General features: G+C 71.7%; 19 protein-coding genes. 4 read left to right on the forward strand and 15 right to left on the reverse strand.

Features of this window, described 5'->3' with window-relative positions; all coding sequences use genetic code 11:
* Window positions 1-89 precede the first annotated feature (89 nt).
* On the reverse strand, window positions 90-1,118 hold the full coding sequence (locus RC2_RS11475; RefSeq protein ID WP_068146961.1) for an iron-siderophore ABC transporter substrate-binding protein: 1,029 nt from the start codon (window positions 1,116-1,118) through the stop codon (window positions 90-92).
* Window positions 1,119-1,222: 104 nt separating this feature from the next.
* On the opposite strand from RC2_RS11475, the gene RC2_RS11480 reads away from it, so the two are divergent.
* A complete protein-coding gene (locus RC2_RS11480) occupies window positions 1,223-1,780 on the forward strand; it encodes a type II toxin-antitoxin system PemK/MazF family toxin (protein WP_068146963.1) in 558 nt (185 codons plus the stop codon).
* A gap of 6 nt (window positions 1,781-1,786) precedes the next feature.
* Here RC2_RS11480 and RC2_RS11485 read toward each other — a convergent pair whose 3' ends face one another.
* The 3 genes from RC2_RS11485 to RC2_RS11495 are packed head-to-tail and all read right to left on the reverse strand — an operon-like array spanning window position 1,787 to window position 5,132.
* A complete protein-coding gene (locus tag RC2_RS11485; RefSeq protein ID WP_174552316.1) occupies window positions 1,787-2,629 on the reverse strand; it encodes a transglutaminase family protein in 843 nt (280 codons plus the stop codon).
* Window positions 2,626-3,597 carry an alpha-E domain-containing protein gene (locus tag RC2_RS11490; RefSeq protein WP_068146966.1) on the reverse strand — a complete coding sequence of 324 codons (972 nt, stop codon included), beginning with the start codon at window positions 3,595-3,597 and terminating at the stop codon, window positions 2,626-2,628. The genes RC2_RS11485 and RC2_RS11490 overlap by 4 nt, the downstream gene beginning before the upstream one ends.
* Window positions 3,597-5,132: a circularly permuted type 2 ATP-grasp protein gene (locus RC2_RS11495; RefSeq protein WP_245811103.1), complete on the reverse strand. Its 1,536-nt coding sequence runs from the start codon at window positions 5,130-5,132 to the stop codon at window positions 3,597-3,599. Before RC2_RS11495 ends, RC2_RS11490 begins: the two co-directional genes overlap by 1 nt.
* Before the next feature lie 454 nt (window positions 5,133-5,586).
* Here RC2_RS11495 and rpsT point away from each other — a divergent pair, with 454 nt between their 5' ends.
* The gene (gene rpsT / locus RC2_RS11500) at window positions 5,587-5,847 is read left to right on the forward strand and encodes a 30S ribosomal protein S20 (protein WP_068146970.1); all 261 of its coding nucleotides are present in this window, start codon (window positions 5,587-5,589) and stop codon (window positions 5,845-5,847) included.
* Window positions 5,848-5,961: 114 nt separating this feature from the next.
* Here the strand turns inward: rpsT and holA are convergent, their stop codons facing one another.
* The 10 genes from holA to RC2_RS11550 form a co-directional block, all read right to left on the reverse strand.
* On the reverse strand, window positions 5,962-6,939 hold the full coding sequence (gene holA, locus RC2_RS11505; RefSeq protein ID WP_068146973.1) for a DNA polymerase III subunit delta: 978 nt from the start codon (window positions 6,937-6,939) through the stop codon (window positions 5,962-5,964).
* Window positions 6,893-8,536 (reverse strand): ComEC/Rec2 family competence protein, encoded by a 1,644-nt coding sequence (locus RC2_RS11510; RefSeq protein WP_068146986.1) that lies wholly within the window; start codon window positions 8,534-8,536, stop codon window positions 6,893-6,895. Before RC2_RS11510 ends, holA begins: the two co-directional genes overlap by 47 nt.
* On the reverse strand, window positions 8,533-9,240 hold the full coding sequence (locus RC2_RS11515) for a ComEA family DNA-binding protein (RefSeq protein WP_068146990.1): 708 nt from the start codon (window positions 9,238-9,240) through the stop codon (window positions 8,533-8,535). The genes RC2_RS11510 and RC2_RS11515 overlap by 4 nt, the downstream gene beginning before the upstream one ends.
* 84 nt (window positions 9,241-9,324) lie before the next feature.
* The gene (gene octT, locus RC2_RS11520; RefSeq protein WP_068146993.1) at window positions 9,325-10,032 is read right to left on the reverse strand and encodes a diglucosylglycerate octanoyltransferase; all 708 of its coding nucleotides are present in this window, start codon (window positions 10,030-10,032) and stop codon (window positions 9,325-9,327) included.
* The gene (locus RC2_RS11525) at window positions 10,029-10,676 is read right to left on the reverse strand and encodes a histidine phosphatase family protein (RefSeq protein ID WP_068146995.1); all 648 of its coding nucleotides are present in this window, start codon (window positions 10,674-10,676) and stop codon (window positions 10,029-10,031) included. The genes octT and RC2_RS11525 overlap by 4 nt, the downstream gene beginning before the upstream one ends.
* Entirely contained in the window at window positions 10,673-11,104 is a 432-nt protein-coding gene (rsfS, locus tag RC2_RS11530; protein ID WP_068146998.1) for a ribosome silencing factor, read from the reverse strand. The genes RC2_RS11525 and rsfS overlap by 4 nt, the downstream gene beginning before the upstream one ends.
* The gene (gene nadD / locus RC2_RS11535) at window positions 11,101-11,823 is read right to left on the reverse strand and encodes a nicotinate-nucleotide adenylyltransferase (protein ID WP_072681396.1); all 723 of its coding nucleotides are present in this window, start codon (window positions 11,821-11,823) and stop codon (window positions 11,101-11,103) included. Before nadD ends, rsfS begins: the two co-directional genes overlap by 4 nt.
* Before the next feature lie 11 nt (window positions 11,824-11,834).
* Entirely contained in the window at window positions 11,835-13,271 is a 1,437-nt protein-coding gene (locus RC2_RS11540; protein ID WP_068147002.1) for a vWA domain-containing protein, read from the reverse strand.
* A complete protein-coding gene (locus RC2_RS11545) occupies window positions 13,271-14,170 on the reverse strand; it encodes an AAA family ATPase (protein ID WP_245811082.1) in 900 nt (299 codons plus the stop codon). Before RC2_RS11545 ends, RC2_RS11540 begins: the two co-directional genes overlap by 1 nt.
* Window positions 14,171-14,201: 31 nt before the next feature.
* Window positions 14,202-15,491 carry a glutamate-5-semialdehyde dehydrogenase gene (locus RC2_RS11550; protein ID WP_072681469.1) on the reverse strand — a complete coding sequence of 430 codons (1,290 nt, stop codon included), beginning with the start codon at window positions 15,489-15,491 and terminating at the stop codon, window positions 14,202-14,204.
* A gap of 61 nt (window positions 15,492-15,552) precedes the next feature.
* On the opposite strand from RC2_RS11550, the gene RC2_RS11555 reads away from it, so the two are divergent.
* Entirely contained in the window at window positions 15,553-16,656 is a 1,104-nt protein-coding gene (locus RC2_RS11555) for an NADH:flavin oxidoreductase/NADH oxidase (protein WP_068147007.1), read from the forward strand.
* On the opposite strand, the gene RC2_RS11560 is transcribed toward RC2_RS11555, so the two are convergent.
* Window positions 16,650-17,297, reverse strand: coding sequence for a TetR/AcrR family transcriptional regulator (locus RC2_RS11560; RefSeq protein WP_068147011.1), 648 nt, complete (start codon window positions 17,295-17,297; stop codon window positions 16,650-16,652). The genes RC2_RS11555 and RC2_RS11560 overlap by 7 nt on opposite strands.
* A 110-nt stretch (window positions 17,298-17,407) precedes the next feature.
* On the opposite strand from RC2_RS11560, the gene RC2_RS11565 reads away from it, so the two are divergent.
* Window positions 17,408-18,727 (forward strand): DUF3533 domain-containing protein, encoded by a 1,320-nt coding sequence (locus tag RC2_RS11565; RefSeq protein WP_068147015.1) that lies wholly within the window; start codon window positions 17,408-17,410, stop codon window positions 18,725-18,727.
* The last annotated feature ends 2 nt before the right edge of the window (window positions 18,728-18,729 follow it).

Below are 18,729 nucleotides of genomic sequence, written 5' to 3' on the forward strand. Positions count from 1 at the left end.
CGCGGCGGACGTCGGTGGTCACCGATGCCCGCCGCGAGCCGACTCAGGCCGGCGCGGCCGTCACGATCAGGCCGGCGCGGCCGTCACGATCAGGCCGGCGCGGCCGCTGTGGCCGGCCCGTCCCCGGCCAGCGCCGACGACAGCGCCGGCACGAGCGCGTCGAGCAGATACGGCAGCGACAGCGGCGAGGTGAAGTAGATGGCCCCGGCGACGACGCCGTCGGTGAAGACCACCCGCTTCTCGCGGACCTCCTGCAGCGACGCGTACACCGGATCGGCTTCGAGCGCGGTGCGGTCGTCCGCGTTCTCCGTGCCCCAGATCAGGACGTCGGCGGCGTCGAGGACGGACAGGTTCTCGAGCGGGATGGAGGCCTGAGCGTCCTGCGCGGTGACGAACGCGTCGAGTTCGTCCGGGATGGTGAGGCCGAGCGAGGTGAGGAAGTCGGTGCTCAGTCCGTCCTGGTAGGCGATGGCGTTACCGTCGTAGAACGCGTTCTGCAGGAACACCGCCTTCGTGTCCGCGAACTCGGGGTGCTGCGCGGCGGCCTCGCGGTAACGCTCCTGCACGCCGCGGACCAGCGCGTCGGCCTCCTCCGGCTTGCCGACGGCGGCGCCGATCGTCCGCACCTGTCGATCCCACGGCTCGAAGTACGGCGAGTCGGGATCGCTGTGCGCGATGGTGGGCGCGATGGCGCTCAGGCGCGCGTAGTCGTCGGCGCTCATGCCGGCGTTGGTGCCGATAATGAGGTCCGGCTCGAGCGCGGTCACCTTCTCGAACTCGATGCCGTCCACCTGGCTCAGCACCTCGGGCGTGGCGTCCCCGAGCAGGTCCTGCGCCCACGGCCACGTGGCGTAGGGCTGATCGCCGTACCACTCGGTCACGCCGACCGGCACGATTCCGAGCGCGAGCAGGGTGTCCTGCTCGGTCAGCCCCACCGACACCACACGCTGCGGGTTCGTCGGGACCACCGTGTCACCGAACGCGTGCGTCACCGTCGTCTCCCCCACCGCGTCGTCCGAGTCGCCGGACGAGCAGCCCGTCAGGACGAGCAGGGCCGCGGCCGCGACGGCCACGAGCACTCGACCCCGTCGCCGCGGTCGATGGTCGGTCGTTCTCATCGTCTCTCCCTCGATCGCCCGGATCGTCCGGGACGGAGTTAGGGTAGCCGAACCTAACCTCTCGTGGGTGAGTCACGATCGCCGGACTCGGTAATCTGGTCCCCATGCCAACGCTGGGACAGATCGGGAAGAAGCTGGGCCGCCTCGCCGTCGCGGAAGGGCCGCGCCTGTTCCGTCAGTTGCAGCGATCCGGCGCCCTCGACCGCGTTCAGGAACAACTCGCGGGCCGCCGCACGACCGCGCCGTCCGCACCCGCCGGGCGTCCGGTGAGCACCACGTCCGCCCCGACGGCGGCGCGGGCCCGCCGCATCGAGTACGCCCCCGCACTCGACGGTGCCGCGGACCCGGGCGAGATCGTGTGGACCTGGGTCGCCTACGAGGAGGACCCGTCGCAGGGCAAGGATCGGCCGGTCCTCGTCGTCGGCCGCGACGGCGGAACGCTGCTCGGCCTCATGCTCTCGAGCAAGAACCACGACGGCGACCGTGACTGGCTCGCCGTCGGGTCCGGCCCCTGGGATGCACAGGGTCGACCCAGCTGGCTGCGTCTGGATCGCGTCCTCGACGTGCCCGAGGCCGGCATCCGCCGCGAGGGCGCGATCTTCCCGCGCGAGAAGTTCGACACCGTCGCGTCTCGGCTGAAGTCGGACTTCGCCTGGCACTGACCCCGGTCAGGCGAGCCGGGTGATCTCCACGACCACGTCCAGCTCGGTGGAACCGCCGCCGGAGAAGATGCCCTTGAGCGGCGGCACGTCCGCGTAGTCGCGGCCGATTCCCACCGAGACGTGCTGTTCTCGCACCGGCACGGCGTTGGTCGGGTCGTAGCCCCACCACGATCCCGTCCAGGCCTCCACCCACGCGTGGGACTGCCCTTCCACCGACTCGCCCACCACCGCGTCGGCGGTCGGGTGGAGGTACCCGGACACGTACCGCGCCGGAATCCCGATGCTGCGCAGCATGAGCAGGGTCAGGTGGGCATAGTCCTGGCAGACGCCCTTCTTCTCCGCGTACGCCTCGACGGCGGAGGTGTGCACGCCCGTGGTGCCGGGGACGTAGGCCATCTCGGCGTGGACCCACTCGGCCACCGCCGTCACGGCCTCGTAGGGCGTGCGGTCCTTGGCCAGTTTCTTCGCGACGGACGCCAACTGACGGTTGGCGGGCACGTAGGTGCTGGTGCCGAGGAGTTCGTCGAACCGGTCGGTCACCGAGTCCGCGTGCAGTTCGCCCCACTCCGAGGGTTCCGCAGGCGGGGTGAAGGCGTCGGTCTCGACGACCGAGGAGCCCACCACCTCGAGCGACGTGTGCGGGGCGTGCAGGTCGAACGCCGTGACCGCGGTCCCCCAGTAGTCCGTGTAGCGGTAGGAACGCGTCGCAGGGTCGGTCTCGACGCGATTCAGGATGACGTTCTGGCGGTTGTCGCTCCGCGGCGTCAGACGCGCCTCGTTGTACGACGACGTCACCGGGGCGTCGTAGTTGTAGCCCGTGGTGTGCACCACGCGCAATCGCCAGCTCACAGCTCTCCCTCCACCTGCGCGACGTCCGTACGCGCTCCGGCATCCGTCCACGCCACCCAGGGCGCCGCGTGGAAGTACTGCGTCGAGATCGCATCGCCGACGTCGCTGCACACGGACTGCAACGCCATCAGTCGATCCTGCAGGTCCTCGAGCAGGGCTCCCGGCTGCAGGAACTCGAGCTCGCTGCGGGCCCGACCGAGCAGTCGCTGCGCCTCCGCGGTGGAGCCCACGCGACTGTCCGGGCGGTGGTCGAGCTCGTCGAGCGACGCCTCCGCCTGGCTCAGCGCGTAGAAGATCGACCGCGGGAACAGTCGATCGAGGACCATGAACTCCAGTACCCGCTGGGCGTCCAACGCGCCCCGGTAGGTCCGCAGGTAGGTGTCGTGCGCCCCGGCCGACCGCAGCACCGTGACCCAGGCCGGCGACGAGGGCCGGTCACCGGCGCGCGCGAGCAGGAGTCGGACCGTCATGTCCACCCGTTCGACGGACCTCCCCAGCAGGAGGAAGCGGTAGCCGTCGTCGCGGCTGAGCGTGGAGTCCGCCAGGCCGGCGAACATCGCGGCCCGCTCCTCGATGAAGCTGAAGAACTCGTGCGGCCCCAGTCGCTTCGACGCGCGGATGCGATCGTTCAGTGCGTTGTAGGTGGTGTTCAGACACTCCCACATCTCGCTGGACGTGACTTCCCGTGCGCCGCGGGCGTTCTCGCGAGCACTCGACAGCGAGTCGACGATCGACCCCGTCCCGTTGCGCGAGAAGGCGACCAGTTCGGTCAGCGACCAGACGTCGAGTCGCTCACTGGGGAGCTCGAAACCCAACACGCGCAACAACACTCGTGACGCGTGGTCGGGATCGACGGTGGCATCCTCGAGCAGCTGATGCACCGTCACGTCGAGAATGCGAGCCGTGTCGTCGGCCCGCTCGACGTAGCGCCCGATCCAGTACAGCGATTCCGCGTTGCGAGCCAACATCACTCGGCCCCCGTTCCGGTGGTGTCGATGCGCCCCTGCTGCTGCTGTTGGATCTGCGACGACGTCAGCTCGGGGCCCTGCGGCGCGGTCGGTGACGACGGCGGCTCGCTCACGATCTCCTGCCCGCCGAGTTCCCGTTCCTCCGAGGAACTCCGGCTCGCGAGGACCCAGGTGTCCTTGCTGCCGCCGCCCTGGCTGGAGTTCACCACCAGCGAGCCCTCGGGCAGCGCGACACGGGTCAGTCCACCGGGCAGCACCCACACGTCGTCGCCGTCGTTGACCGCGAAGGGCCGCAGGTCCACGTGACGGGGCACGAGCTGATCGCCGATCTTGGTGGGCACCGTCGACAGTTGCACCACCGGCTGAGCGATCCACCCCCGCGGATCGGCCTTGATCTTGCGCGAGATCGCGTTCAGTTCCTTCGGACTGGCGTCGGGACCGAAGACGATGCCGTAGCCGCCGGAGCCCTCGACCGGCTTGATGACCAACTCGTCCACGCGATCGAGGACTTCCTCGCACTCCTCCGGGAGCCAGCACCGGTAGGTGTCGACGTTGGCCAACAGCGGCTTCTCGTGCAGGTAGTACTCGATGATCGTGGGCACGTACGTGTAGGTGAGCTTGTCGTCGCCGACGCCGTTGCCCACCGCGCTCGAGATGACGACGTTGCCCGCGCGCGCGGCGTTGACGAGCCCGGCCACCCCCAACACCGAGTCGGGCCGGAACTGCATCGGGTCCAGGTAGTCGTCGTCGATGCGGCGGTAGATGACGTCGACCTGACGCTCGCCCTCGGTGGTCCGCATGTAGACCACGTTGTCGCGACAGAAGAGGTCTCGGCCCTCGACGAGCTCCACGCCCATCAACCGGGCGAGCAGCGAGTGCTCGAAGTACGCGGAATTGGCGACGCCCGGGGTCAGGACGACGACGGCCGGGTCGGCCTCGTTGATCGCCGCCGCCGCACGCAGGGCGCGGAGCAGATGGGTCGCGTAGTCGCCGACCGCGCGGACGCGGTGGCTGGCGAACAGGTCGGGGAAGACCCGCGCCATGGTGCGGCGGTTCTCCATGACGTAGCTGACGCCCGACGGCGAGCGCAGGTTGTCCTCGAGCACCCGGAACGTGCCCTCGGCGTCGCGCACGAGGTCGATGCCGGCGACGTGGATGCGGACCCCGTTGGGCGGCACGATGCCGAACGCCTCGCGGTGGAAGTGCTCGCAGGAGGTCACCAGCCGCTTGGGCACCACCCCGTCACGCAGGATCTCCTGGTCGCCGTAGATGTCCGCGAGGAACATCTCGAGCGCCTTCACGCGCTGGGTGATGCCGCGTTCGAGCTTGTTCCACTCGGCCGCGGCGATGACGCGGGGCACCAGGTCCAGCGGGAAGGGCCGCTCCTGGCCGGACAGCGAGAACGTGATGCCCTGGTCGACGAAGGCGCGGCCGAGCGCGTCCGACCGTGCCGCGAGTTCACCGGCGTCCGACGGAGCCAGCGCCTTGTGGATGCCCTTGTACGGTCCGCGCAGACCACCGTCACCGTCGAACATCTCGTCGAACGCGAGGCCGTAGCGGCCGATGTCGCTGTAGCCACCGAACACCCCGTCGGTCGTCGACGTGCGCGCGGTCGACCGGGACGACCGTGCTGTCGACTTCTGCGACTGCGCGGATTTCTGCGTCGTCTTCGCCGGCTTGTCCGGCTTCTCCGTCGCGGTGGACCGTGGGCTCATGGCGTCATGGTGCCTCACCGGGTGCGTCCTGGCACGGGGGACACGACAATTACCCTCGGTCACAACAGCCTCGGCCGTCACACGCGTCGCGCGGCGGCGTCCCGGGGCGGCGGGCGAATTGGGTTCACCGACCGTCGCTGGTAGTCTCGACCGTCGGGCGTGGGCACGTCATTCGTGCCCGCCGCATGCTTAGCACGAGCACAGCACGTCACGGCCAGGATCGTTCCCCGGAGCCAGCCGTCCCGGACCGAGAAGAAGCGAAGGATATTTCAGCGTGGCCAACATCAAGTCCCAGGTGAAGCGCATTGCCACCAACGAGCGTCAGCGTCTGCGCAACCAGTCGGTGAAGTCGTCGCTGCGCACCGCCGTTCGGTCGTTCCGTGAGGCGGCTGCTGCCGGCGACAAGAACAAGGCGGAGACCCTCCTGCATGCGACCAGCCGTCAGCTCGACAAGGCTGCCAGCAAGGGCGTCATCCACAAGAACCAGGCCGCCAACAAGAAGTCGGCGCTGTCCCAGGCCTTCAACAAGCTCTGATTCGCGCCACGGTCCGCTCTCCTTTGGGAGCGACGAGCCGTGCCGTGCCTGCCTCACCCCGGTCGCCCTCGGCGGCCGGGGTGTCGTACGTTCTCCGGCCGAACGTCGGCCGGCCTATCGGGCCGCGGCCAGCCCCGCCACGACGGTGACCGCCCGCTCCACCGCGTAGTCTGCATCGGCGGCCTGCCCTTTCACGTCTGCGTTCAGCGCGGCCACCACCTGCAGCGCGGCGGCGATGCGATCGGGATCCCAGTGGCGGGCCTGCGCCTGCGCCTTCTTCACCTTCCACGGCGGCATTCCGAGCTCCGGCGCCATCCGGAAGGGGTCTCCGCGGCCCGCCGACCCGACGCGGGCGACCGTGTGCACGGCATCGGCCAGGGCGTCGGCCAGCAGGACGTGCGGGGCGCCGCCCAGCATCGCCCAGCGCAGCGCCTCGAGCGCCGCGGCCGTGTCCCCCGCCACCGCCTTGTCCGCGATGTCGAACCCCGTGACCTCTGCCCGCCCCGAGTAGTACCGACGCACCGCGGCGACGTCCACCTTGCCGCCGGTGTCGGAGACCAGCTGCGAGCACGCCGCCGCCAGCTCGCGCAGGTCCGAGCCGACGGCGTCGACCAGAGCCGCGATGGCGTCCGGCGCCACCCGCACGTCGTGCCGACGGAACTCGCCACGCAGGAAGTCGATGCGATCCGAGGCCTTGGTGAGCTTGGCGCAGTCGTGCACCACCGCACCCGCCTTCTGGAGGACGCCGACCATCGACTTGGCCCGTCCCCCACCGGAATGCAGCACGATCAGCACCACGCCGTCCACGGGTGACGACGCCGCGTCCTGCAGGAGCGTGACCGCGTCCTTGCCCGCCTCGGCCGCGGCCTCGAAGATCACGGCCCGATCCTCGGCGAACAGCGACGGGCTGAGCAGCTCCGCCAGCTCGGCCGTGGTGGTGTCCCCGGCACGGATGGTGTCGACGGGCAGATCCGCACCGCCACCGGCCGATCGACGCAGGTCCGACACGATGGACGAGACCGCACGCTCGACGAGCAGCTCCTCGTCACCCAGGACGAGATGAAGGGGCTCGGGGCGGGTCGCTGCAGTCACCGGACGATCGTCCCACGGGCGGCCGACAGCCCGGACCCTCCCGGCCCCCGGGAATCCGCGGCGCCCGCAGCCACCACCACACTCCGGTCGCACCGACTGCGACGCCGCCCACCACCAGTGCCCCGGCGAGCCCCTCGGTAGTGGGTATCTGCGCGCCGGGTGCCGACGCGGAGACCCGCGCGACCTCCACGAGCCAGGTGAGGGGTAGCCGCGTCACCCCCGCCACCAGCGCGCCGATGTCGACGTCGACCACCGCGACCAGGGCCGCCGCGGCGCCCACCACCGTGACCGGCCCGACCACCGGTGCCGCGAGCACGTTCGCGACGACCGCATAGAGACTCGAGCGGCCCGCCATCGCCGCGACGATCGGCGCGGTCACCAGATGCGCGGCTACCGCGACCACGACGGCGCCCCGCACGGGTGACCGAACCGGAGTGCCGTCCGGCGCGTCGGGGTCGCCGACCCACCAGCGCAGGAGGACCGGCGCCAACAGCACCAGCGCCGCGGTCGCCGTGACCGACAACGCGAACCCCCACGACACCGCCAACGCGGGGTTCACCGCCAGCAGCACGATCACGGCGGTGGCGAGCGCCGGCATCGCGTGGCGACGACGTCCCGTCAGCAACGCGAGCAGACCGAGCACCCCCATGACCGCCGCCCGCAGCACGCTCGGCGACGGACGTGCGATCACCACGAACGCCACCAGCGCGAGACCGGCCACCAGCACCGTCGCCCGGGGACCCAGTGTGCACGCCCGCGCCAGCACCACCACGGCACCGACCAGAAAAGCGAAGTTGGCGCCCGACACCGCGGTCAGGTGCGACATCCCGGCCTCGGTGAAGTCCTCCTCGACCTCGGGCAGCAGCCCCGACCGGTCCCCCACCACGATGCCCGGGAGCAGGCCCGACGACTCGGGTGGCAACGCGCGGTCCGACGCCGCGGCGAGCGCGGACCGGACCGAGGTGGCCGCGGTGGCCCACCACGGCGGGGTGCCCGGGCTCGGCGGGCCGGTCGGGCGCGCCACCGCGGCGACGAGGCCCGGTCGGTCCGGCACGGCCAGGCGAGCCCGGAACGTGACGGGCGTCCCGTACGCCACCCGCATCCACTCGGCTCCGGCGGCAAGGACGGTCAGGTCCGCCGGGCCGGTCACCGCATCGCGGCCCGATGCCACCCGGTGCGCCCGCACGGACAGCACCACGAGAGTCGCTGCCGCACCACGGATCTCGCGAGGATCCTCGCTGACGACGCCGTCGATGCCGACGAACCGCCCGGCCTCGGCGTAGGCGCGGACCGGCCCGGACGCGACGGCGTCGACACGCAACGCGGTCGTTCCGGCGAAGGCGGCGGTCACCACGAGAGCGGCCGCGGCGACCGTGACGATCCGCCGACGGGAACCCGTCGCGGCAGTCCACAGTCCGCACCCGGCGACCACCGTCACGCACGCGACCGCCAGCACCACCGCAGCGGACGTCCCCGCCGCCACGCCGAGCCCACAGGCCGTCCACGCCCCCACCGCCGACGGCACCAATCGCAGATCCGGCACGGTCGAATCCTGCTGCTCCGCAGAGTCCTCGGCCCCGCCCGAGTCGCGTGTCACGGCACCACCAACTCCGTCAGCTTCTGCAGACGTGCGGGCCCGATGCCGGTGACCTCGGCCAGCTGATCGACACTCGCGAAGGGTCCGTTCTCCTCTCGCCACGCGACGATCGCGGCCGCGGTGACGGGCCCGACGCCCGGCAACGCGTCGAGGTCGGATTCGGTGGCGGCGTTCAACGAGACGCGCCCCGCTGCGGCGATCCCGCCCGCCGATCCGGCGGTCGGCGGCGTGTCGCCGGCCGGCAGCACCCCGGCGACCGGCGACGCAGCACCGGCGACCCCCACCACCACCTGCTCCCCGTCGGCGACGGGCCTGGCCCAGTTCAGGGTGAGCATGTCGGCGTCGGGCCGATGTCCCCCGGCCGCGGCCACGGCGTCCGCCACCCGGGACCCGGGCGGCACGGTGACCAGTCCGGGCCGCACGACGGCACCGACCACGCTCACGACCACCGACGCGGGCGGGTCGGGCTCGGCAGAGGGAGCCGACTCCACCGCCGGTCCCGCCACGGGCGGCAGCGGCGGCACCGCGACCACCTCGGGCGCGTCGCGCATCAGCAACCCGGCCGTTCCGAGAACCAGCACGACCCCCACCACCAGAAGCGCGCGGAACCCGCGCGAGCCGAGGTCGAGTCGCACCGATCGCGGCCGCCGGGCCGGACCGGCCGGGGGTGCGTCGAGGTCCGCGTCCGGCTCGGGTGAGGTCATGCCCGCGACGGTAGGTTCCGCCCCCGACGCGACGGCCTCGTCGACATCGACCCGGGGACAACCTCAGCACTGGGGATGAACGAGCTAGGGACTGCGCAGCACCCGCAGCATCGCCTCGGCGACCCGCTCGTGCGATGCCCAACCCCAGTGGATGCCATCGGGATTCGTGGTCCCGGCGCGGAAATCGTCGACCACCGCGGCCTTGAGGTCGACCACGGGAACACCCGTCGAGCGAGCCCACGCGGTGGTCGCGCGCACGGCGGGTTCCCGGCCCGCATGCACCCGCCCGTAGGCGTCGCACTCGTGGACGGACGGCAGGGTCGCCACCATCGGCAGGTCCGGCCGCACCGCGGCCGTCGCGCCCCGGATCTGCTCGAGGTAGTCGACGGACAGGGCGGGCGGCAGCGCCACCGGACGTCCGAGTCGCGACAGTCGGGGTTGTGCCCACCCGTATCCGGCGCGCACCGCTCGGCGCAACGCCGGCGGCCGGACGTAGCGGATCTGTTCGCGCAGGGCGGTCGGCAGCGGCGAGGGCAACGAGTCCATTCCGCCCGTCCCCACCACCAGCGCCCCGGCGCGCGGGATCGCCGCCCAGACGCGCGGATCCTGCGTCAGGGCCCACCAGGCATCGCGGCAGGTCCAGCCGATGCGAGCGACCAGTTCGACGTCCCATCCGAGTTCGCGCCCCACGAGCGACGGCCAGATGCGCGGGTGGTCGGCGGGCAGCCCACCCTCGGGCCCGTAGTACGACAGCGAGTCGGCCAGGACCAGCAACACGGGCCGATCGGTCACAGCACGTCCCCGGCGACGGCCGCGGTGGCGTTCCAGATGTCGAGGCGCCACGGTGGCTCGGAGTCGTAGCGCGACAGCTGAACCCAGCTCGCGTTGCCGAGCCCGCCGAGCACGGGCCAGGACTCCACCGCCAGTCCGAGCAACGACGCCGTCAGCGCGGCGATGGTGCCGCCGTGCGCGACGAGCACCACCGGATCCGCGGTCCACGCCGCGTCGGTCAGCAACTCGTCGACGAGCGGGCGGGCGCGGGCAGCGACGTCCAGGCGCGATTCACCGCCGGGCGGCCGGAACTCGGAGTCGCTGCGCCAGGTCTCCCGGATACCGGGGGCCGACGCGTCGATGTCGGTGTGCGAGAGACCTTGCCAATCCCCGAGATGCGTCTCGCGCAGCCGCGCGTCGGTCTCGACCGACACGGCGGCGTGCGTGCCCAGGGCGCGGGCGGTGTCGTGCGCGCGGCGCAGATCGGAGGTGACGATGCGATGCGGGCGCAGGGTCGCCAGTTCCCGCGCCGCGAGGTCGGCCTGCCGGCGTCCCAGGTCGGTGAGGTCGGTGTCGAGGTGACCCTGCATGCGCCCGGTCGCGTTGTACTCGGTCTGGCCGTGCCGGAGCAGCACCAGCCGACGCACCGGAAGCGGAGCGCTCACGCCGTCGGGGCGCTTCCGTTCGGCTCGTCGTGGCCCTCGTCGCTGCCGTAGGTGGTGCGCGCCTCGGAGCGGACGCCCTCGACCTCGAGGACGGGGCAGTCCTTCCACAGCCGCTCGAGTGCGTAGAAGTGGCGCTCGTCGTTGTGGAGCACGTGCACGACGACGTCGACGTAGTCGAGCAGCGCCCAGCGGCCCTCGCGGGTGCCCTCGCGGCGCACCGGCTGGTGACCGGCCTCGCGCAGCTTCTCCTCGATGTTCTCGACGATCGCGTTGACCTGACGCTCGTTGGGCGCGGAGGCGATGACGAAGCAGTCGGTGATGACGAGCTGCTCGGAGACGTCGATGACCATGACGTCGGCAGCCAACTTGTCGTCGGCGGCGCGGGCGGCGACGGTCGCGATCGCGACGGCGTCGGATGTGGCACTCACTGCGGAACTCCCGGGTGTTCGGTGGACGACGGTGCGGCCGGTTCGGAGACGGTGTCTCGTCCCGCGGCTCCCGCCGAGCGGTAGAGGTTGCGTTTGGAGATGTACTGCACGACGCCGTCGGGCACGAGGTACCAGACGGGTCGCCCCTCGGCGGATCGCCGACGGCACTCCGTCGACGAGATGGCGAGGGCGGGGATCTCGACGAGCGTGAGCACGTCGCGGGGCAGCCGGGCGAGGTAGTCCGCCAGGTGGTCCGCCTCGAGCTCGTAGCCCGGCCGGGACACCCCGACGAAGCGCGCGAGGCCGAACAGCTCCTGCCAGTCCTGCCAGCCGAGAATGCTGCCCAGCGCGTCGGCCCCGGTGATGAAGTAGAGCTCGTCCCCGGGGTGCTGACGCGCGAGGTCGCGCAGCGTGTCGACGGTGTACGTCGGCTTGCCCCGATCGATGTCGACGCGGCTGACGGAGAATCGCGGATTCGACGCCGTGGCGACGACGGTCATCAGGTACCGGTCCTCCGGCGGGCTCACGCTGCGGTCGTTCTTCTGCCACGGCCGACCCGTGGGCACGAAGATCACCTCGTCGAGGTCGAACCGGTCCGCCACTTCACTGGCCGCCACGAGGTGGCCGTGGTGGATCGGATCGAACGTGCCGCCCATCACGCCGAGCCGCCGCGGCTCGGATGCGGACGGCCCGTCCGACGGGTTCGGCGCTGGGTGCACGAGCGTCGACTCTACGTGGCCGGGAGCAGGCGTCCGACCACGTCCGCCAGTTGCGACGCCGACCGGCACTCGTGCATGGGGATCACCCGGCGGTAGACCTCGGCCGCCGAATCGCCCGTCCCCCATTGGGCCCGCGGCTCCGGGTTGAGCCAGTGCGCGTGCCGGGCGACGGCGACCGCACGGGCGAGCGACTCGACCCGGGGGTCCCGGAAGTTGGTGCGCGCGTCGCCCAGGACGAGCACCGACGACCGCGGCGTCACGACGGACAGGTGCCGCATCGCGAACGACTCGAACGAGTGCCCGTAGTCCGAGTGGCCGTCGTAGCTGACCAGGTCGGCCTCGGCGATCATGCGGCTCACCGCGTCGGTCACCCCCGCCGACGCGGGCCCGGAGAAGAACCGGGTGACCTCGTCGACGGTGTCGACGAACGCGAACACGCGAACGCGCGAGAACTGCTCCCGCAGGGTGTGCACCAGCGACAACGTGAACTGACTGAAACCGGCGACGGACCCGGACACGTCGCAGAGGACGACGAGGTCGGGTCGGGCACGGCGCGGCGCCTTGGTCACCAGCGTCACCGGGACCCCACCGGTCGACATGGACCGTCGCAGCGTGCGTCGCAGGTCGATCGACCCGGCGCGGGACCGTCGGCGACGCACGGCCAGCCGCCCGGCGAGGATGCGGGCGAGCGGGACCATCTGCCGTCGCAACGCGGCGAGTTCGGCTTCCGACGCGCGGAGGAAGTCGACGTCCTCGGCGGCGCGGGGCACGCCGTACGACGCCACGCGCTCTCGACCGAGCACCTCGGCGGTCCGGCGTCGGACCTCCTTCTCGATCATCGATCGGAACTCCGCGACCCGCACGGCGGCGGTGCGGCGGACGAGTTCGCTCTCGAAGTCGCCGGACGTGGGTGCGCCGGGGTCGCGGCTGCGGCCGCGCAGGCCCTCGACGATGCGGGCGAGCAGGGTGTCCGGGGCGACCTCGCGCAACGTCTGGTACTCGGAGAACGAGTCGCCGCGTGCGGTGGAGTACTTGCCGTACGTCTCGACGACGTCGCCGACCAGTCGTCGCACCTCGGCCATCGCCTCGTCCGACCCGTCGGCGAGCAGGTCGGCCAGCACGTGTTTGAGGGCGTCGAGGTCGATGCTCCCGTCGTCGCGTCGCGGCGGCGTGACGACGGCGTCCTCGTCGGCCGTGCGGGCCCCGATCGCGGCGGGGAACCACAGGTCGAAGAGGGCGTCGAACGCGGGCCGGTGCGACGGCCGCCGCACCAGGGAACAGGCCAGTCCCTCGCGGACGGCCTCGCGATCGAGCAGATCGAGTACCGAGAGCACGGCGCCGGCGTCGACCGTCTCGGACGGGCCGACCGCGATACCGCGGCGGCGCAGAGCCTCGACGAAGCCGATTAGGTGCGCCGGGATCCCGGCGACGTCGGCGGCGGCCGTCATCAGCCCAGGCGCAGTTCGGCGACGGCCCGCTCGGTGTCGGAACGGTGCTTGAGCACCACGCCCAACGTCGACTTCACGACCGCATCGTCGACCGAGTCGGCGCCCAGCGCGAGCACCGTCCGACCCCAGTCGATGGTCTCGGCGACCGAGGGCACCTTCTGCAGCTGCATGTCGCGGAGCACCTGGACGATGCGGACGATCTGCTCGGCCATCGCGTCGGGCAGCTCGGGGACGCGGCTCGCCAGGATGCGGCGTTCGAGTGCGGCGTCCGGGAAGTCGAGGTGGAGGAACAGGCACCGGCGCTTGAGCGCCTCGGTGAGCTCACGGGTCGCGTTGGAGGTGAGCACGGTGAACGGCCGGCGGGTCGCGGTGACGGTGCCGAGCTCGGGAACGGTCACGGCGAAGTCGCTGAGCACCTCGAGCAGGAGGCCCTCGATCTCGACGTCGGCCTTGTCGGTCTCGTCGATCAGCAGGACCGTCGGGTCGCTGCGGCGGATCGCGGCCAGCAGCGGCCGCGGCAGCAGGAACTCCTCGGAGAACACGTCGTGCCGTGTGGCGTCCCAGCCGGAGCCCTGGTCGGCCTGGATGCGCAGGATCTGCTTGGCATGGTTCCACTCGTAGAGCGCGCGGGCCTCGTCGACGCCCTCGTAGCACTGCAGCCGCACCAGTTCCGCGCCGGTGGCCTGCGCGACGGCCCGCGCCAGCTCGGTCTTGCCGACACCCGCCGGCCCCTCGACCAACAGCGGCTTGCCCAGCCGGTCGGCCAGGAAGACCGCGGTGGCCGTGGCCTTGTCGGCGAGGTAGCCGGTGGTCGCGAGCCGGGCGACGACGTCGTCGACGTCGGTGAAGACCGGGACGATGTTCGCGGTACCGGCGGGGGTCTGGAGCGCAGGGGTCACGAGGAGCCTTCGGGTGAGGGGCGAGTCGGGGTCAGGCCGGGCGGACGTGTCCGTCGCCCCACACGATCCACTTGGACGAGGTGAGCTCGCGGAGTCCCATCGGGCCGCGGGCGTGGAGCTTCTGCGTGGAGATGCCGATCTCGGCGCCGAAGCCGAACTGCTCGCCGTCGGTGAAGGCGGTCGAGGCGTTGACCATGACGGCGGCGGCGTCGACGCGCGCGGTGAAGGTCCGGGCGGCCGCGACGTCGCGCGCGACGATGGCCTCGGTGTGGCCGGTGCCGTAGCGGTCGATGTGCTCGATGGCCCCGTCCACCCCGTCCACCACGGCGAGCGCGATGTCGTGCGAGAGGTACTCCTGTTCCCAGTCCGCGTCGGTGGCCGGAATCAGGCCGGGCAGATCGCCGTGCACGCGCACGTCCTGCGCCTCCAGCGCCGCCACCAACCGCGGCACCGCCGCGTCGGCGACCGCGCGGTCGATCAGGACGGTCTCGGCGGCGTTGCACACGCTGACGCGACGGGTCTTGGCGTTGAGGACGATGCGCTCGGCGACGTCGAGGTCCGCCGAGGCGTCGACGTACACGTGGCAGTTGCCGACGCCGGTCTCGATGGTCGGCACCGTCGCGTCCCGCACGACGGCGGCGATGAGGCCCGCTCCCCCGCGCGGCACGACGACGTCGACCAGCCCGCGCGCCCGGATGAGATGCGTGACGGTCGCGCGGTCCTCCGACGAGAGCAACTGGACGGCGTCGGCGGGCAGACCTTCCGCGGTGAGCGACGCGCGCAGCACCTCCACCAGCGCCGCGTTGGTGCGCGCGGCGGACGACGAGCCGCGCAGCAGCACGGCGTTGCCGGACTTCAGCGTGAGACCGAAGGCGTCGACCGTGACGTTGGGCCGCGCCTCGTAGATCATCCCGACGACGCCCAGCGGCACGCTCACCCGACGGGTCTCGAGTCCGTTGGGCAGGGTGGTGCCCTCCAGGGTCACGCCGACCGGGTCCGGCAGCCCGGCCACCTGCCGCAGACCGGAGGCGATGCCGTCGATCCGGTCGGGCGTCAGACGCAGCCGATCGAGCACCGAGTCCGGGGTGCCGTCCGCCGCAGCGGTCGCGACGTCCTCGGCGTTGGCCGTGAGCACGGTGTCCGCCGCGGCGAGCAGGACGTCGGCCGCGGCGTGGAGCGCCCGGTCCTTGTCCGCCGTGGTGGTCTGCGCGAGGACGCGCGCCGCGAGCCGGGCGCGCCGGGCCGCGGCGTGGACGGCCTCCTCGAGAGAGACGGATGCGGGAGAGACAGCGGTCACGAACCCAGGGTAAACGCCGGGAATAGTTCGCCGCCGAGCCGGTTGGCCACGAACGAGAGAGGGAGTCGAGACGAGGAGTGAACCGATGAGCGTGCTGTTCGAACCCCTGACCCTGCGAGAGCTGACCGTCCCCAATCGCGTGTGGATGTCGCCGATGTGTCAGTACTCGGCCGACGCGGAGGGACCGCAGGTCGGGGCCATGACCGCCTGGCACCGCACGCACCTGGTCTCCCGCGCCGTCGGCGGCGCCGGGTTGATCGTGACCGAGGCGACGTCCGTGTCGCCCGAGGGGCGGATCGGCCCGTGGGACCTGGGTCTGTGGACCGACGAGCAGGAGCGGGCGCTCACCGACGTGGTCGCCGAGATCGTCGCGCACGGCAGCGTGCCGGCCGTCCAGCTCGCACACGCCGGCCGCAAGGCGTCCACCGACGCCCCGTGGCGCGGCGGCAAGCCGTTGTCGTCGGAGAACCCGCTGCACTGGGAGACGCTCGGCCCGAGCGCGGTGCCGTTCGGGCACTACCCGCCACCGCGCGAGATGTCCGTCGCGGACATCGACACCGTCGTCGCCGACTTCCGGGCGGCGGCGACGCGCGCCCGTCGCGCGGGAGTCGAGGTCGTCGAGATCCACGCGGCCCACGGGTACCTCCTGCATCAGTTCCTCTCCCCCGCGAGCAACCACCGCACCGACGAGTACGGCGGCGACTTCGACGGCCGCGCCCGGTTCCTGGTGCGCGTGGTCGACGCCGTGCGCGAGGTCTGGCCGGCCGATCGCCCCGTCTTCGTGCGCGTCAGCGCGACCGACTGGACCGGCGAGGAGCGTGGCATCGACTCCGACGCCTGGACCGCCGACCAGACGGTGCTGCTCACCGAGCGGCTGCAGGATCACGGAGTCGACCTGATCGACGTCTCCACCGGCGGCAACGTCGCCAAGGCCGATATTCCGGTCGCGCCCGGCTATCAGGTGCCGTTCGCGCGGCGGATCCAGAGCGAGACCACCGTGCCCGCCGCGGCCGTCGGGCTGATCGACGAGGCCAAGCAGGCCGAGGACGTCGTCGCCTCGGGGGACGCGGTCGCCGTCCTGCTCGGCCGGGCACTGCTGCGCGACCCGTACTGGCCGCGCCGGGCCGCGCAGGAACTCGGGGTCGCGATGACGCCCGCGACGCCGCCGCAGTACGAGCGGGCCTACTGATCTCGCACGGGGCGTGATCGATCCCAGACGATCGCCGCGACGAGCTCGAGGGCGAGCCGTCGCGGCGCGGGATCGTCGGGTTCGATCATGGCCTGCGACATGGCCCCGTCGTACACGGCGACGACGCTGCGTCCCAGGGTGTCCTCGTCGACGGCGGGTTCGCGCCCGAACGCGGCCAGCACGCGCACGATCATGGGCAACAGCGCGTGACGCAGGGCCGCGCGGTGCTCGACGATCACCGCGGCGAGCTCGGGACGGCGGGCGGCGTACGCGGAGAACTCGGCCGTGAGGACGTGCCAGGAGACGTCCGCGGTGAGTCCGGACAACCCGTCGACGACGGTCTCGGTGAACGCCCGGACGACGGACGTGCCCGCGGGAGCCGTCACGTGGACGTCGTCGACCGCCGTGCGGAGTCGGTCGACGAGGGCGTTCGCCTGACGTTGCCAGAGGGCGAGGAACACCTCGTCCATCGAACCGAAATTCGAGTAGAACGCGCCGCGGGTGAATCCCGCACGTTCGCAGATCTGCTCCGGAGTGGACCGTCCGAATCCGCGCTCGGCGAAGACGGCCAGGGCGCCGTCCAGTACGCGTTCGCGCGTCGCGGCGCGGCTGCGTTTCGGCCGGGTCGTCTCGGTGCTCACAGGGGTCGGTCCTTGTCCGTCGACAGTTCGATGCATTACTGTATCGAACTGCCACTCGATACAGAAGTGCATCGAGCACGGCCCACCGACGTCGTCGAGAGGGAACTGCCATGCCCACCGTGATCGCACCGCGTCCCTCGGCGTTCCGCCGACCCCTCACCTGGGCGGTCCCGGTGGTCGTCGTGTCGGTGCTCATGTCCCTGCTCGCCGCGCTCTATCTCGGCGGCGTGGCGGACCCGCAGAAGAACCTGCGCCACTTTCCCCTCGCGCTCGTGCAGAACGACGAGGGCGACGTCCTGCCGAACGGACAGCAGGCCAATCTCGGCCAGTCCATCGCCGACGGCATCGAGAAGGGCCTCGACCCCGACCGGTTCGACCTTCGCGTGGTCGGCATCGCGCAGGCGCGGGAGATGCTGGCGAACGGTGACGTCTACGCCGCCGTGACCATTCCGAGCGATTTCACCAAACGCGTCACCGTGCTCGCCGAGGCCGCGGCGGTTCCGGGCGACGTCGAGAAGCCGATCGTCACCGTCACGACCAACCCCCGCGCCGGCACGCTGGGGTCGACGCTCGCGAGCACCGTCGCCGATCGCGCTCTCGCCGAGGCGAATACGACGGTCGGGTCGCAACTCGTCGACCAGGTCACCGCCGGTCTGCCCGAGGGAACCGCCCTGACCGGCACCGCCGCACTCACCCTCGCGCAGCCCATCGACGTCGTCGTCGCGCCGTACGACCCCCTGCCGGGCGGCACCGGGCTCGGTCTGTCCGCGTTCTACTACGCCCTGCTGCTCGTCCTCGCCGGCTTCACCGGCGCCACCATCGCCAATGCACTCGTCGACGGGGCCATCGGCTACCTCCCGCTCGAGTACGGACCGTTCTTCCGACAGAAGCCGGCGGTCCCGGTGAGCCGTCTGCGCACGCTGGTCGCGAAGTGGCTGACCATGGTCGTGGTCGGAGCCGTCGTGTCCGCGCTGTACCTCGCCATCGCCGCCGCTCTGGGCATGCCCACCCCGCACGCTCTGCTGCTGTGGCTCTACGGGGCGCTCGCGATCAGCGCCGTCGGCATCACGGCCATGTCCGTCGTGGCGGTCCTCGGCACGCCGGGCCTGGTGATCAACCTCGTGCTCTTCGTCATCCTCGGACTGCCGTCCGCCGGTGCCACCATTCCCCTCGAGGCCACTCCCCGACTGTTCGGGTTCCTCGCGACGTTCGAACCGATGCACCAGGTCTACCTCGCCGTCCGCGCGATCCTCTACTTCGACGGTCGGTGGTCGGCCGGGTTGGCACACGGCCTGACGATGACGCTGATCGGTCTGGCGCTCGGCCTCGTCGTCGGCGCGGCGGTCGCGGCGCTGTACGACCGTCGAGGGCGTCGTCGGGCGGTCACCGCGCCGTCCGCGCGAGACGAGGCTGTCGGCGCCGACGGTTAGTG

The sequence above is a fragment of the Rhodococcoides corynebacterioides NBRC 14404 genome, assembly GCF_001894765.1.
GTDB lineage: Bacteria > Actinomycetota > Actinomycetes > Mycobacteriales > Mycobacteriaceae > Rhodococcoides > Rhodococcoides corynebacterioides.